Here is a 14,513-nt window from a genome sequence, read left to right on the forward strand (position 1 = left end):
GGCCGCGATGACCAGGCCCCGTGAGCAGAACGCCGTCGAGCCGCGCCGGTCCGAGGACGACATCCAGCGCGATCAGCTCGGGCCGCGTGGCGTGCCCGGATCACCCGACCCAGCCAGGGTGACGCCGCAACGCGACAAGAAGACGCCGAAGCCTATTGACCCCGGCCACACCTCCTGACATCCGCCCTGCGGCTGGCGCCGCGGTGCCATTCGGAACCGACATTCCCGCTTGTCCGATCCACCGGGTATGACGTGTTGACGGGCGCAATCTGCCCCTGTCAGGCAGGTGGCGTCTGGAATGCGGTTTCTGAAATCTGACAGCGGGATGATCGGCGTCCTGCTGGTTCTCGCGATCACCCAGCTCATCGGATGGGCTACGATCACTCTCCCGGCCGTCGTCGGCCGCGACCTTGCGGCCGATCTCGGCCTGAGCCTGCCGGCGGTGTTCGCGGGCAGTTCGGTGTTTTATGTCACCATGGGCCTTTGCGCGCCCTGGCTCGGCAAGGCTTTTGCGCGGCACGGTGCACGCAAGGTGATGATGGTGGGCACGGTTGTTACGGTGCCGGGCTACATCGTCCTGTCCTTCGCGCATGAGCCGCTACTGTATTTTGCCGGCTGGGTCATTCTCGGCATGGGCGGCAGCGCCGCGCTGTCGACCGGCGCCTACATCATGCTCAACGAGATTGCCGGGCGGCAGGCCAAGAGTGCCATCGGTGCCTTGATGCTGGTGTCGGGCCTGTCCAGCAGCATTTTCTGGCCGACCACCTCGTTTCTCAGCGGTCATTTCGGCTGGCGCACCACGTGCCTCGCTTATGCGGCGATGCTGATGCTGATCTCGCTGCCGCTGTTGGCCTTCGGCGCGCCGCGGCGGCGTGCGCCAAAGGAAGAGGCCGCTGTGGCAGCTGCGGCAGCCCAGCCTTCCAAACCGTCCAAGGCGTCCGCGCTGCCGCGAAGCACGTTCAACCTCGTGGTCTGCGCGATCACGCTCAACGCCTTCGTCCAGTTCGGCCTCGGCGCCATCCTGATCGAGCTGTTGCGGGCCGAGGGTCTGTCGCCGGCACAGGCGATCGCGTTCGGCTCGATGCTGGGCGTGATCCAGGTCAGCGCTCGTGGGCTGGATTTTCTCGGCGGCGGGCGGTGGGACGGGATCACGACCGGGCTCGTCGCTGGCACGGCACTCCCGGTCGCCATGCTGCTGTTGATGACGAGCGAAGGCGCGACCTGGGCGGTCGCGGTCTTCATCCTGCTCTATGGCGCCGGGAGCGGGGCCATGGCGGTGGCGCGGGCAACGATCCCGCTCGTGTTTTACGACCAGGCCGAGTTCGCCAAGGCGATGTCGATGATCGCGCTGCCGCTCAACCTGGCCTCGGCGATCTCGCCGCCGCTGCTGGCCGGCCTGCTCACCCAGTTCGGCAGCCGCGGCGCGCTGGGTCTTACGCTTGTGTTCTCCTGTGCGACGGTGCTGATCCTGGTCCTGCTCGGCCGCCGGCGGCCGCAAGTCGCGGCGGCGGCTGCGACCTAGCCCCCATCGCAATATTCACGGCGCGGAATTTCGCTGTCGCGGACAACCAAGTCACCGGAGTGGGGATGGCCGTATGCCCAGAGTGCAGTGCTCAGCACAGCAAGATAGTGTATCCGCAGGAGGCGCGGCCTGCGAATTATTCGCCGCGCCAAGATCCAGTTCCCCGGAGGAAATCGACATGTCGGCCTTGCCGCTCTCAGGCATCAAGATCCTTGACCTTACCCGCGTGCTTGCCGGGCCACTGTCGGCCCAGATGCTGGGCGATCTTGGCGCTGACGTGATCAAGATCGAGCGGCCGGGCACCGGCGACGACGCCCGCGCCTTCGGACCGCCTTACCTGAACGACCCCGAAGGCAAGGCCAACAACAACAATTCGTTCTATCTCTGCGCCAACCGCAACAAGAAGTCGGTCACGGTCAACATCGCCAAGCCGGAGGGGCAGGCGATTGTCCGCGAGCTCGCCAAGGACGTCGACGTCTTCATGGAGAACTACAAGGTCGGCGATCTCAAGCGCTACGGCCTCGACTACGACTCCATCAAGGCCATCAATCCGAAGATCATCTATTGCTCGGTGACCGGCTTCGGCCAGACCGGGCCCTATGCGCCGCGTGCCGGCTATGACGCCATCCTCCAGGCCATGGGCGGGCTGATGAGCGTGACCGGCCATATGGACGGCGAGCCCGGCGAGGGCCCGATGAAGGTCGGGCCCTCCATCGTCGACTACATGACGGGCATGAACACCTCGATTGCGATCCTGTCGGCGCTCTACCATCGCGACGCCAATGGCGGCGAGGGGCAGCGCCTCGACGTCTGCCTGCTCGACACTGTGATCGCCTCGCTCAGCCACTGGCTCCAGATCTTCCTCGTCAACGGCAAGACCCCGCCGCGCCGCGGCACCTGGGGCAATGGCGGCATGCCCGCCGGCGTCTTCCGCTGCACCGACGGCGAACTGATGCTGGTGGTCGGCAATGACGGCCAGTTCCAGCGCACCTGCGCCGTGCTCGGCGCGCCCGAACTCGCGACCGATCCGCGTTTCCTCAAGAACAACGACCGCGTCGTTCACGGCAAGGAGATCATGGCGATCTTCGCCGGGCTGTTCCTGAAGCAGCCGGTGGCCTACTGGCTGGAGAAGCTGGAGGAGGCGGGGGTGCCGTCCGGGCCGATCAACAATTTCGAGCAGGTCTTCGCCGATCCCCACGTGCAGGCGCGCGGCATGCGGGTGAAGACGAAGCACAAGTTCGAGCCGGAGCTGTCGCTGATCCGCAACGCGTTGACCTTCTCAGGCACGCCGATCGAGACCTACCGCGCCCCGCCGCTGCTCGGCGAGCACACGGAGGAGGTTCTTGGGGCCAGCCTCGGTTACGATGCGCAGAAGATCGAGGCGCTGAGAAAGCAGGGGATCATCTGAGACGTCCGAACGCGCGCGCCGGGTTGCCCGGCGCGGCGCTACCAGGCGTATCTGAGCGAGCCCTCAGCGGAGACGCCGCGTGCGGCGCCTGCCAATTCTCCGCTCACCCGGGCGCCAAGCGTCACGTTGTTGACGAAGCGCAGCTCGGCGCCGGAGGACAGCAGGGCCGAATCCTTCGGTGCGGCCGCGCCGCAGACGGTGAAAGCCGATCCCGGCAGCGCTTGAAACACCGCGCCCATGGCCCGCTCGGTGTTGGTGTCGTGCACCCATGCGAGCTGCGAACGCAGGGACAGCGTTGCATCAGCACCAATGGCAACTGTCTTGTCGAACCGGCTTCCGAGCTCGGTCCGAAGGCTGGCGGTGCTGCGCGAGGCGTAGGCGAGCGCGAACGCGCCGTTGCCTGACGCCGAGACCTCGCTGTACGCCGGCGTGGAGAAGCTTTGTGCCTGCAAGGCGGCATAGGGGGTGATGCCGACGAACTGCGTCGCCACCCGGTAACCCGCCTCGATGCGTCCGGCGAAGGTCTGGCCGTTGACGCGCGCATTGAGCTGGTCGATGCTGGCGAGATTGACGGTGCGGTTCGTGCTGATGTCGTTCCAGGCATAGGCCAGCGCGCCGGAGAGATAGGCGGCTCCCGCCTTGTGCGTGCCATAGGCGCCGATCTGAAACACGTCGCTCCGCCCGCTGCCGAGGCCGTTGCTCAGGCCCCAGTTCGTGCCGCCGCCACCCAAGGCGAATCCCAGCACCGTATCGGCGCTGGCCCGATAATCGGCGCCCGCGACCACTCCATAGGTTCGCGGCGTCACGTCATGCGAGCCGAGCACGGCGCCTTCGCCGTTGACCTTGCCGGCGCTGCCATAGCTGCCGCCCCACACGCCCCAGCGCCGATCGAGCGCGGACTGAGACTCGCGCGCGGCGCGGGCCGGGGAGACTGCCGCATAGGCCGACGCGAATGCCGGCGGCACGCGGGACTCGTCGGCATAGCCGATGGCGCCGCCATTCGCAGCCGGGCCGCCGAAGGCGGAATGACCGGTGTTGGTGAGCAGCGAGACGAATCCGTTCATGGACTGGAACGCGGTCGTCGCGGCGCCGGTCGCCACCTCGCCGGACAGGCTGTCCAGCGCGGATGCGAGCGCGGCGCCGGACAGCGAGAAGATCGGGGTGAAATTGCCGGAGGCCGCTCCGCCGTTCATTGCGGCGTCGATGCCGCCCGCCACGTTGCGCTGGTTGATGGTGCCGTTGGGAAGCGCGCCGGCGAGGGCCACCCGGTCCACCGTAATCAAGGCATTGTTGGCATCGTAATCGAGATGAGCCGCGATCGAGCCGGAGAGATTCAAGCCGGAGAACGTTCCGCTGAGGCCGCCGGTCGCCGTCAGGATCACGAAGCTCTGTCCGACCACGAAGCCGCCGCCGAGCTGGACCGCGCGCACGATGCCGCCGGTCAGCGTCGCCGTGCCGTAGACGACGGTCTTGTCGGCGCCGCCGGAGGCCAGGTTGACCTGGTAGATGCCGCCGAGGCTGAGGCTTCCGTTGACCGTGACGGTGCCCGTGGGAACGAAGGTGCCCGTGCTGGTGAATGCCAGCGTGTCGCTGTTGAACTCGGTGCCGTTGCCGGCGTTCAGGATACCGGTGTTGGAGAGGGTGGTGCTGCCGCCACCGAAATAGTTGATGCCGGTCGTGGTCCAGGTCCCGTCGTTGGTGATCGTATTGGATCCATTCCCGAGCGAGATCAGGCCGTAGATGGTGCCGCTGTTAGTGATGGTGACGGGCTGCGTGCCGCTGGTGGCGATGATGGCCGAGCGTGTGTCCGGCGCCGCGAGCGTGCTCGTGATGACAGCGCCGGCGGCGTTGTCGATCGAGATCGTGCCGTTCGAGGAGACGTTCACGACGGCGTCAGGGCCAGCGCCATACAGCGAGCCGTGGTTGGTGACGGTCGTCGTGCCGGCGTTGGCCGTGCTGATGATGGCGGAGCCGCTCGCCGAGTTCACCACGCCGTTCGTCGCGATCGTGACGCTTCCGTTGCCGCCCGAGGCGGTGCGGATGGCGGTCTGCGTCGCATAGACGTCAGCCGTCGTGACGTCGATGGTGCCGGCGCTGGTGTGGACGAGAATTCCGGTACCGACGATCGGCGTGGCGGCAAGCCCGATCGAGCCGCCGGTCTGGTGCACCGTGGCATTGCCAGTGCCCTGCTGATCCAGATTGAGGGCGCCAGATCCGAAATTGGTCGATGTGAGCAGGGTGCCGCCGCTCATGTTGAAGATGAGGTTGCCCGAACCGTTGCCATAGAGCGCAACTGCCGTCGAATAACCCGAGACTGTTCCACCGGTGACGGTCACGGTCTGGTCACCGGATCCCCCGCTGGAGGCCGTGATTCCAGAACCTTGGGCCGCGGTGATGTCGAAGCCGGACGTGATGTTCGCGGTTCCGTCGCCCAATTGCAGCGTGTAGATGCCGGAGGTCAGGGCATTGATGCTCGCGCCCGGGGCGATCGTGAAGTCGGTGCTGCCGGAAACGAAGATGCCATATCCCACGTTGCTGATGGCGCCGACACCGGTGATGAACACGCCGCCGCTGCCGTAGGTCCGGACGTTGATGCCGGTTTTATTCGCAGCACCAGAACCGACTCCCGTGATGGAGCCGGTGCGATTGACGGTCACGGTACCGGCATTGGCCCCTTGCTCGATATCGATGCCATCGCCGGAGGTGCCCGTAATGACGATGTTGCCGCTGCCGCCGATGGTGATGTTGCTTGCGCCGCTGTTCGCGTTGAGCGTGTTCACCGAGACGCCGGTTCTGCCGGAAATGTTGCCGGTCCCGTCGAGCAGGATATTGACGGGGCCATAGGATTGAAGAGCGACGCCGGTGCCTGCGCCGATCGAGCCCGTGTTGGTGATATCGCCGTTGACATGCGCGGTGAGATCGCCCGTCGCGGAGGTACTCTGCGAGAACAGCATCAGCGAGGCGATACCGGTGCCGTCGATCGTCGCCCCGCTGGCGCTGTTGTAGGTAATCGCACCGGTGCTGGTTAAGAGGGAAAGCCCGCCGAACACGACGTTGGAGGTCTGGTTGACGGCGCCGTTATTGGTGAAATTGATGCCTGAGCCATCCTCGGACGTGTTGATCACGAGGCCATAGCCGCTGACGGTGACGCCGCTGGCGATCTGGCCGGTGACGTTGCCGCCGGTGGTGAATTCCTGGGTGTCGTCGTTCGACGACGGCGTGGCGGCGTCGGTGTTGGTGTTGTGAACGGTCACGGTGTCGGCGGTGCACGACACGGTGTTGGGGGACGAGGTGACGTCGCAGTTGGCCGCAGCCGGGCCGGCGCTCCAGATCGTTGCCAGGGCGGTCATCGACAGCAGCGCGCCGGAGGGCCGGAAGCGCGAACCTTTACCTTTGTATTCCAACGCGTTTCTTCCCCGTCATCGCATGGCACCGGACGGCCTGCGACCGGCCGGTTGAATCGGAGGCGACAACACATCATCGGCTGGACCGTCGCTATCGGGATTCGACGAACCGGGCAGGATCGGCGATGAAGCGGGCCGGTCCGTGGGGACAAGGCGGCCGGGGGCCGATATCTTCCGGTGCCTGAAGGGAGCAAATGGTCGGGATGCGCGACTTCGATCGATGGAATGTGAGGGGAGACCGGTGCTCCTGGCCCTTGGCCATGGTCGGCATTTGCCTGCTGACGGCTCTCGGCACGCTGGTGCGCATGGCCCATTTCCAGGACTTTCCGCGTGCCTTCCTGATCAGTGCTCTGGTCGATCCCCTGACGCTGCCGATCGTGCTTGCACTCCGGCCGGTGTTCCTGCGGCGGCATTTCGAGTCCGGCTTTCAGGTGTTGCGGATCCTTCTCCTCAACACGCTGCTCTGCATCGGGGCCGCCTTCCTGCTCACCTGCTGGGTCAGGCTGGTGACCAACGTGACCGGCTGGCACGTCCCGAACTGGGGAACGCTTCAGTCGTGGGCGGTGCCGTGGGTCTATTACAGCATCGTCTTCGCGGGTTGGCGCTTTGCGCAATTCTGGAGCGCCGCGGAGCTTGCGGTCCACGCCGAGAAGCAGCGCGCCGCCGCGGCGGAAGCCGAAGCCCTCAAGGCCGAGCTTCGCCATCTCCGCCATCAGCTCGACCCGCATTTTCTCTTCAACGCGCTGAACGGGATCGCCGTGGAGATCGAGGATCATCCGGATGCGGCGGTGGGCATGGTGCGTGAACTGGCGGCCTATTTGCGCTATTCGCTCGATCAGCGCGACCGGACCGTCACCTCGATCGGATTGGTGTTCGATGCGGCGCGCTCCTATCTCGAATTGCAGAAGGCCCGCTTTGGTCCCGAACTCGACTACAGGCTGGTCTCGGACGAGCCGTCGCGCCGACGGATGGCTCCGAGCTTTCTACTGCAGCCGCTGGTGGAGAACGCGGTGAAACATGGCCTAAAGGGGGGCCAGACGCCCGTCGAGGTCGCCATCGAAGCGGAAGCGAACGAGGCGGAACTGCAGATCAGGGTTTCGAGTCCCGGCGTGCTCCGGCCTGACTGGGAGCGCGCCGGCGATCCCGGTGTCGGCCTGTCGGTCCTGACGAGGCGGCTGCAACTGCACTATCCCGGCCGGCACGACTTCATGCTGCGCCAGATCGGCGAGCGTGTGGTTGCCACGTTGCGATTGAGAGGGGAGCCATGCTCCGTGTAGCGATCGTCGACGACGAGGCGCTGGCCCGGCGGGGCATGCGGCGACTGCTCGAGAAGCACCAGCAGATCGAGATAATCGGCGAGGCCGCCTCGGCGAAGCTTGCCGTCGATATGATCCGCGCCGAACGCCCCGATGCCGTGTTCCTCGACATCGAGATGCACGGCGAAAGTGGATTCGACCTCCTGCAGGAGCTGGAGCATGCGCCCGACGTGATCTTTGTCACGGCGCACGACCGCTACGCGGTCAAGGCCTACGACTTCTCCGTGCTCGACTATCTCCTGAAGCCCGTCGATCCGGACCGGCTGGCGGCGGCGATCGTCAAGCTGGAAAAGGCGCAAGCCGCAAGGCAGGCGCTCCTGAAGAGCCAGACGCCGACCTTGCGGTTCAGGACCGGTCGGCGGACGGTGATCCAGCGGATCGATGCCGTCGCAGCCATGCGTGCCGAAGGCGACTATACGCGCGTCTTCCTGGCCAACGGTCCGGCCATCCTGGTCAACCAGTCGCTCGGCAAGTTCGAGGCGCAGGCGCCGGCGCCGCCCTTCCTGCGCATCCACCGATCCCTGATCGTCAACATGGATCGAATCCGCGAGATCGAGACGATCGATCGCGACACCACGCATCTGAGGCTCGAGGGATGTGCCGAGCCGTTCGCCGTGGGACGTGCGAGCGCTGCCCGGATCCGCAAGCTCTATCCGGGACTGCCGCGTCGCGGGCCGACCTCGCCGGCCGATCGCGGCCGGCTCTGATCTGGCACGATACTGCTTGCGCCGTAGAAGAGCGTCGAGCATATCGAGCTGTTCGAGCGCGCGCGCTGCTCAGCCTTGCCTGAGGCTTGCGTACAATCCCCAGATAATCCCGGTCCGTAGTCGCACAGGCTTCCCCTTGGCGCGAGACTCTGATTCGATCCTTCCACTTGAGTTCGGGAGGGAAGTGAATGTCCTACACGATCGGATTCCAGGCCAAGGACCAGAAGGGCATTCTGGCGACCGAGGCGGCCACAGCCAATCAGGCCGTCGCCATCATTGCCGCGCTGCGGCAGAGCGCCGACGAAATAAAGTTCATCCGCTCGCCGCAGGAAGGCGAAATGGGCATCGAGATGCTGCTGCTGCTCGCCAAGGAAGAGGCCGAGGAGATGCCGCAGCGGGCGTAGCCGCTGCTAAACGCGGAATTGCGAGGTCTTGTCGCAAGCGGGACTGACCTCGCATCTGCTTTCGGCCGATATTCACTGATCAGCGCGCATCCCGTGCCAGCGCGCGTGGCTTTGCCTCGACCTTTCCCGCCGTCAGCGCCATCGTCGCCACGCTGACCACGCGCGCGACCACGTCCTCGACGTCGTCGAGATCGCATTGGCCTTCCGACAGCTTCGTCAGCCGCTCGCTCTCGCGGATGGTGTGGTGCGCCATCGCGAGCGCGAAGTTCAGGCCCCAGTAGATATCGACGTCGCTGCGCTCGGGCAGGGCGCGGCGCATCGCGCCGGCGAATTTCCGCAAATGGTCGATCTCGCGGTTCTTGATGCGGCGGATCGGCGGCACGGATTCGATCGAAGCGCGGATCATGAAGCGCGCTGCGGTGGAGCGCTGGTTCGCCGGACCGAGGCAGCCGCGCAAGGTCGGCCCGACCAGCGCGCGCAAGATCACCTCGATCGGCGCGCGGCCGCCGCCTTGTTCCTCCGCCGCCTTCAACTCGCGCAGGCGTTCACGGTTGGTGGCGATCGAGCGCGTCACGAACAATTCCGCGATCAGTTCGTCCTTCGAGCCGAAATGATAGTTCACCGCGGCCAGGTTGACATTGGCCTCCGCGACGATGTCGCGCAGCGTCACGTCGCCGAAGCCGCGATCGGCATAGAGCCGTTCGGCAGCGGCAAGAATGGCAGACCTCGTATGATCGCTGGCCATGGGGCCCTCAGGGAGGGGAGTTGCAATTCAAACAGTTGTATGAAACTATCGTTTGAAGGTCGGGAAAAGTCAATCCGCTTGTCGGGATCCGTTCGCAACTGCGGCGGTCCGGGCTGCGTGGGCATGCGGCGCTTTCTGCGCTTGCGTGCCGCGTCCAGCGGGAGGACAGTCCGGCGCAAAAGCTTTCGAGAGAGAAACGAGGAGCGTCCCATGGATTTTGATCTGTCCACCAAGCAGAAGGAATGGCTCGATCGCGTGCGGTCCTTCATGGCCAAGCACGTGCGCCCGGCGGTGCCGATCTACGACCAGCAGGACAAGGCGGGCGATCGCTGGAAGGTCATCCCGATCCTGGAGGATCTCAAGAAGAAGGCGAAGGCCGAGGGCCTCTGGAACATGTTCATGCCGCCGAACGAGCATGAAGATGATGAATTCCGCGGTGCGGGATTGACCAATCTCGAATACGCGCTCTTGTCCGAAGAGATGGGCCGCATCAGCTGGGCCTCGGAAGTGTTCAACTGCTCCGCGCCGGACACCGGCAACATGGAAGTGTTCATGCGCTACGGCACCAAGGAGCAGAAGCGCAAATGGCTGCGCCCGTTGATGGACGGCGAGATCCGCTCCGCCTTCCTGATGACGGAACCGGCCGTCGCCTCGTCCGACGCCACCAACATCGAGACCCGCATCGAGCGCGACGGCGACCACTACGTCATCAACGGCCGCAAATGGTGGTCGTCCGGCGTCGGCGATCCCCGCTGCAAGATCGCGATCCTGATGGGCAAGACCGACTTCAAGGCGGCCAAGCACCAGCAGCAGTCGCAGATCCTGGTTCCGCTCGACACCCCCGGCATCAAGGTCGAGAAGATGCTGCCCGTGTTCGGCTTCGACGATGCGCCGCACGGCCATGCTCAGGTGCTGCTCGAGAACGTGCGGGTGCCGAAGGAGAACATCTTGCTCGGCGAGGGCCGCGGCTTCGAGATCGCGCAGGGCCGCCTCGGTCCGGGTCGCATCCATCACTGCATGCGCACCATCGGCAAGGCCGAGGAGGCGCTGGAGAAAATGGTGAAGCGGCTCACCTCGCGCACCGCCTTCGGCAAGAAGATCGTCGAGCATTCGGTGTGGGAGCAACGCATCGGCGAAGCCCGCACCAACATCGAGATGACGCGTCTTCTGTGCCTGAAGGCCGCCGACATGATGGACAAGGTCGGCAACAAGACCGCGCAGGCCGAGATCGCCATGATCAAGGTCGCTGCGCCCAACATGGCGCTGAAGATCATCGACGAGGCGATCCAGGCCTACGGCGGCGGCGGCGTCTCGGATGAGGCAGGCCTTGCCAAGGACTACGCCCACATCCGCACGCTGCGGCTCGCGGACGGCCCGGACGAGGTGCACAACCGCGCCATTGCCAGGCTCGAGGTTCGGAAGTATGCAAACTCTCCCGCGCATTGAGCGGGAGGGCCGGGAGGCGCTCCCGGCTTGACGAAACGAGACGGCGTGATCCGCACCCGGAAATGACCGCTTGACGCAAGTGCGTCAGGCGGCACCCGTTAGGATCACGCCTGACCTGAACGGGTCAGGACTGAAGAGGGAGCGTCATCGTGGCTGACGGCGTCAGGAAAGACGAAGAATTCTCCGGCACCAAGCCGGTCGAGGAGCGGCATCGCTTCGACGAAATGCGGCTCGAAGCGTGGATGCGCGACAATGTCGAGGGCTTCGAAGGCCCGCTGGTCGTGCTCCAGTTCAAGGGCGGCCAGTCCAACCCGACCTATCGCCTCAACACGCCGAAGCGCTCTTATGTGATGCGCAGAAAGCCCTTCGGCAAACTGCTGCCGTCGGCGCATGCGGTCGACCGCGAATACCGCGTGATCGCCGCGCTCGGCAAGCAGGGCTTTCCGGTCGCGCGTGCTTACGCGCTGTGCCAGGACGACAGCATCATCGGGGCCGCCTTCTACATCATGTCGATGGAAGAGGGCCGGGTGTTCTGGGATCCGACGCTGCCGAGCCAGGCGCCGGAAGATCGCCGCAAGATTTTCACCAGCAAGATCGAGACGCTGGCGAAGCTCCACATGTTCGATCCCGTCGCGATCGGCCTCGGCGACTTCGGCAAGCCCGGCAACTATTTCGCGCGCCAGATCGACCGCTGGACCAAGCAGTATCGCGCCTCCGAGACCCAGCACATTCCGGAGTTCGAAAAGGTCGCCGAATGGCTGCCGCGGACGGTGCCGGAACAGGCGCGCGTCTCGGTCGTCCATGGTGACTATCGCCTCGACAACATGATCTTCCACGCGACGGAACCGCGTGTGCAGGCGGTGCTGGACTGGGAGCTCTCGACGCTCGGCGATCCCATGGCCGACTTCACCTATCTCCTGATGCAATGGATCATGCCGGGCCTCGAGGGCGCCGACCTCAAGGCGCTCAACATCCCGAGCCTGGAAGAGGCCGCGCAGATCTACTGCAACGTCACCAAGATGACGGTGCCTGATCTGAACTGGTACTTCGCCTACAACCTGTTCCGCCTCGCCGGCATCACCCAAGGCATCGCCGGCCGCGTCCGCGACGGCACCGCCGCCAACGCCAAGGCCCTCGAATCCGCCAAGCGCACCGTGCCGCTGTCAAAGGCGTCATGGGAATACGCGCAGAAGGCAGGCGCGGTTTAGGGACGACCAAGGCGCGGCCGATGGCCGCGCTTTTCTTGTGTCTTGACGCTCGTCTCTCGTGTCCCGGAGAAGTGCTGCTCCGCAGAGCCGGGGATCCAGTTCGTAGCCCGGGTGAGCGCAGCGATACCCGGGACAGTGGCCCCGCATGTCGCTTCGCTCATGCGGGCTACCTCTGTCTCCCACACTCCGTCATTGCGATCGAAGCGAAGCAGTCCAGAGTATCTCTACGGTGGCAGTCTGGATTGCTTCGTCGCTTCGCTCCCCGCAATGACGAGGAGGGGCATCAACCCTTGGCACAATGCGCGATCAGCTTCTCCACGAAGCCCGCGCACTTTTCCAGCTCCGCCATCTCCACGAACTCGTCCGGCGTGTGCGCTTGCGCGATCGATCCCGGTCCGATCACGACCGACGGTATGTCGGCCATGCTGGCGAACAGGCTGGCCTCGGTACCGAAGGCGACCTTGGCGTGGTCGTTGCGGCCCGCCAGGCTTTTGGCCAGGGTGACGATGGGAGCATCGGCTTCTGTGTCGAGCGCGGGGTAGTCGAGGATCTCCTCGAATGCGATGCCGCACTCCGGATTCCTCGCCTTCATCGCGGGCTCGAGCTCGGCCTTGGCCCAGGCGACGATCGCATCGGTCACCTCGCGCGACTCGGTGATGCCGATGCCGCGGCACTCGAACTCCACCGTGCAGGCGTCAGGCACGATGTTCAGCGCCGCGCCGCCATGCACGATGCTGGTGAGCAGCGTCGAGTGCGGAACGTCGTAGAGGCTGTTGCGCTCGGCTTCGCTCGCGAGCTTGATCGCGCGGCGGCGGATCTCGGTGATCAGCTCGGCGGCATATTCGATCGCGTTGACGCCGTCGGGTGCGATCGAGGAATGCCGAGCGAGGCCCTTGAACGTCGCGCGCACGCCGTGCTTGCCCTTGTGGCCGATGATGACCTGCATCTGCGTCGGCTCGCCGATGAAGGCGCCGAGCGGCTTGGTCTTCTTCTTCGCGACCTCGCCCAGCATCGGCCGCACGCCGACGCAGCCGATCTCCTCGTCATAGGAGATCGCCAGATGAATCGGCGTTGCGAGCTTCGCCTCCACCATCTCCGGCACCATGGCGAGGCACACCGCGACAAAGCCCTTCATGTCGGTGGTGCCGCGGCCGTAGAGCTTACCGTCGCGCTCGATCAGCCTGAAGGGATCGTGGCTCCACTCCTGGCCCACGACAGGCACGACGTCGGTATGTCCCGACAGCACGTAGCCTGGTCGGTCGTCGGGCCCGATCGTGACCCATAGCGAGGCCTTTTGCCCGGTCGTATCGACGATGCGCTCGCTCTTGACGCCGAACGCGGCGAGATAGCTTTCGATATGGGCAATCAGGGGCAGATTGCTGCGGTCACTGACGGTGTCGAAGCCGACGAAGTCGGAGAGAAGCTTGCGAATTCGTTCGGGTCTTGAGCTTGGCATTGTCTCGTTCTGTCAGGGCATGGAGGCCGAAATGCTTGCAGGAACCATACCAATGTGGTGGGCCGATGGGCAAATCAACACGGACCCGTAGCCCGGGTGAGCGCAGCGACACCCGGGACCGCTTGCGGTGAGAGCCCCGGATGTCGCTGCGCTCATCCGGGCTACCAGAGCTTGCGTTGCCCGACGGGCAGAACACCCCATCGGTCGGTCAACGCGCGCCGTCGAAAATATTCCACTTTACCGAAATTCGGAAACGGCGTATGTGTCGCCGCAACCCGGCCCAAGGAAAAGGGGCGTATCGCGATCGTCACGAACGCGGGCCGGGGGGCGGTGGACGTGGACCACACCGGCGCGAAGGGCTTCGCAGGGCGGGCAACCGTGAGCGATAGCGTCACGCCAACGACGGGTGCGGTTCGCGTACGGCAAAATCGTGTCGTCCTGGCGTCCGGGGTCTGTACGCCAAGTCTCGCGGTGATGTGGCAACCCAACCGGGTTTGCAGCATCAGTCATCCGCAAGGCGACGGGGGCAATAGTGCATCGCTCCCCGGGGAGAGCACGACATAAGCCGTAAAACCACTGCGCAGGGAAGGCCGGGATGTCCCCGGTTGCCCTGTTACCCGCTGTGCATCGAAGCGCACGCAGTTTGCGTCTGGCATGGCGGTCGATGGGAGCCAACCGGCTCCCGGCCTTTCCTGCGCCCTCTTTCATCGGGGGTGAGACAAGCAAGCAAAGCTCGGGCGAAATGAGCCGCGAGAACGTGAAGGCGTGTCTACGGGTGAGATACGAATCGAAAGAGCGATGTCCGCCGACCCACACTCCGTCATTGCGAGCGCAGCGAAGCAATCCAGAGTCTTTCCGCGGAGGGATTCTGGATTGCTTCGCTGCGCTCGCAATGAC

At 65.0% G+C, this 14,513-nt stretch carries 11 protein-coding genes; 8 read left to right on the forward strand and 3 right to left on the reverse strand.

The features are described from left to right. Window positions 1-7: 7 nt before the first annotated feature. The 3 genes from AX729_RS40885 to AX729_RS38115 all read left to right on the forward strand — a co-directional run bounded on the left by AX729_RS40885 (window position 8) and on the right by AX729_RS38115 (window position 2,930). Window positions 8-178, forward strand: a complete 171-nt coding sequence (locus AX729_RS40885) for a hypothetical protein (protein WP_197433764.1) — start codon at window positions 8-10, stop codon at window positions 176-178. Between the two features lie 120 nt (window positions 179-298). Next, entirely contained in the window at window positions 299-1,522 is a 1,224-nt protein-coding gene (locus tag AX729_RS38110; protein WP_061030117.1) for an MFS transporter, read from the forward strand. Between the two features lie 178 nt (window positions 1,523-1,700). Continuing rightward, window positions 1,701-2,930, forward strand: coding sequence for a CaiB/BaiF CoA transferase family protein (locus AX729_RS38115; RefSeq protein WP_061030119.1), 1,230 nt, complete (start codon window positions 1,701-1,703; stop codon window positions 2,928-2,930). A 38-nt stretch (window positions 2,931-2,968) separates the two neighbouring features. Here the strand turns inward: AX729_RS38115 and AX729_RS38120 are convergent, their stop codons facing one another. After that, the gene (locus AX729_RS38120; RefSeq protein WP_061030121.1) at window positions 2,969-6,334 is read right to left on the reverse strand and encodes an autotransporter outer membrane beta-barrel domain-containing protein; all 3,366 of its coding nucleotides are present in this window, start codon (window positions 6,332-6,334) and stop codon (window positions 2,969-2,971) included. Window positions 6,335-6,594: 260 nt separating this feature from the next. On the opposite strand from AX729_RS38120, the gene AX729_RS38125 reads away from it, so the two are divergent. The 3 genes from AX729_RS38125 (at window position 6,595) to AX729_RS38135 (ending at window position 8,761) form a co-directional block, all read left to right on the forward strand. Beyond that, on the forward strand, window positions 6,595-7,611 hold the full coding sequence (locus AX729_RS38125) for a sensor histidine kinase (protein ID WP_061030123.1): 1,017 nt from the start codon (window positions 6,595-6,597) through the stop codon (window positions 7,609-7,611). Then, window positions 7,599-8,357 (forward strand): LytR/AlgR family response regulator transcription factor, encoded by a 759-nt coding sequence (locus AX729_RS38130; RefSeq protein ID WP_061030125.1) that lies wholly within the window; start codon window positions 7,599-7,601, stop codon window positions 8,355-8,357. Before AX729_RS38125 ends, AX729_RS38130 begins: the two co-directional genes overlap by 13 nt. Before the next feature lie 188 nt (window positions 8,358-8,545). Continuing rightward, the gene (locus AX729_RS38135; RefSeq protein WP_061030127.1) at window positions 8,546-8,761 is read left to right on the forward strand and encodes a hypothetical protein; all 216 of its coding nucleotides are present in this window, start codon (window positions 8,546-8,548) and stop codon (window positions 8,759-8,761) included. Between the two features lie 79 nt (window positions 8,762-8,840). On the opposite strand, the gene AX729_RS38140 is transcribed toward AX729_RS38135, so the two are convergent. Further along, on the reverse strand, window positions 8,841-9,506 hold the full coding sequence (locus AX729_RS38140) for a TetR/AcrR family transcriptional regulator (protein ID WP_061030129.1): 666 nt from the start codon (window positions 9,504-9,506) through the stop codon (window positions 8,841-8,843). Between the two features lie 210 nt (window positions 9,507-9,716). Between AX729_RS38140 and AX729_RS38145 the strand changes: the two genes are divergently transcribed. Then, a complete protein-coding gene (locus AX729_RS38145; protein ID WP_061030131.1) occupies window positions 9,717-10,952 on the forward strand; it encodes an acyl-CoA dehydrogenase family protein in 1,236 nt (411 codons plus the stop codon). 149 nt (window positions 10,953-11,101) lie between these two features. Continuing rightward, window positions 11,102-12,160: a phosphotransferase family protein gene (locus AX729_RS38150; protein WP_061030133.1), complete on the forward strand. Its 1,059-nt coding sequence runs from the start codon at window positions 11,102-11,104 to the stop codon at window positions 12,158-12,160. 283 nt (window positions 12,161-12,443) lie between these two features. Here AX729_RS38150 and argE read toward each other — a convergent pair whose 3' ends face one another. Beyond that, the gene (gene argE / locus AX729_RS38155) at window positions 12,444-13,616 is read right to left on the reverse strand and encodes an acetylornithine deacetylase (protein WP_061030135.1); all 1,173 of its coding nucleotides are present in this window, start codon (window positions 13,614-13,616) and stop codon (window positions 12,444-12,446) included. Window positions 13,617-14,513 lie beyond the last annotated feature (897 nt).

The sequence above is a fragment of the Bradyrhizobium sp. CCH5-F6 genome, assembly GCF_001556045.1.
Taxonomy (GTDB): domain Bacteria; phylum Pseudomonadota; class Alphaproteobacteria; order Rhizobiales; family Xanthobacteraceae; genus Bradyrhizobium.

What these genes read in the sequence shown, in the direction of transcription:
- AX729_RS38115 (WP_061030119.1), top strand. Translation starts at nt 1,701, where the DNA reads ATGTCGGCCTTGCCGCTCTCAGGCATCAAGATCCTTGACCTTACCCGC.
- argE (WP_061030135.1), bottom strand. Translation starts at nt 13,616, where the DNA reads ATGCCAAGCTCAAGACCCGAACGAATTCGCAAGCTTCTCTCCGACTTC.
- AX729_RS38135 (WP_061030127.1), top strand. Translation starts at nt 8,546, where the DNA reads ATGTCCTACACGATCGGATTCCAGGCCAAGGACCAGAAGGGCATTCTG.
- AX729_RS38110 (WP_061030117.1), top strand. Translation starts at nt 299, where the DNA reads ATGCGGTTTCTGAAATCTGACAGCGGGATGATCGGCGTCCTGCTGGTT.
- AX729_RS38130 (WP_061030125.1), top strand. Translation starts at nt 7,599, where the DNA reads ATGCTCCGTGTAGCGATCGTCGACGACGAGGCGCTGGCCCGGCGGGGC.
- AX729_RS38125 (WP_061030123.1), top strand. Translation starts at nt 6,595, where the DNA reads ATGGTCGGCATTTGCCTGCTGACGGCTCTCGGCACGCTGGTGCGCATG.
- AX729_RS38145 (WP_061030131.1), top strand. Translation starts at nt 9,717, where the DNA reads ATGGATTTTGATCTGTCCACCAAGCAGAAGGAATGGCTCGATCGCGTG.
- AX729_RS40885 (WP_197433764.1), top strand. Translation starts at nt 8, where the DNA reads ATGACCAGGCCCCGTGAGCAGAACGCCGTCGAGCCGCGCCGGTCCGAG.
- AX729_RS38140 (WP_061030129.1), bottom strand. Translation starts at nt 9,506, where the DNA reads ATGGCCAGCGATCATACGAGGTCTGCCATTCTTGCCGCTGCCGAACGG.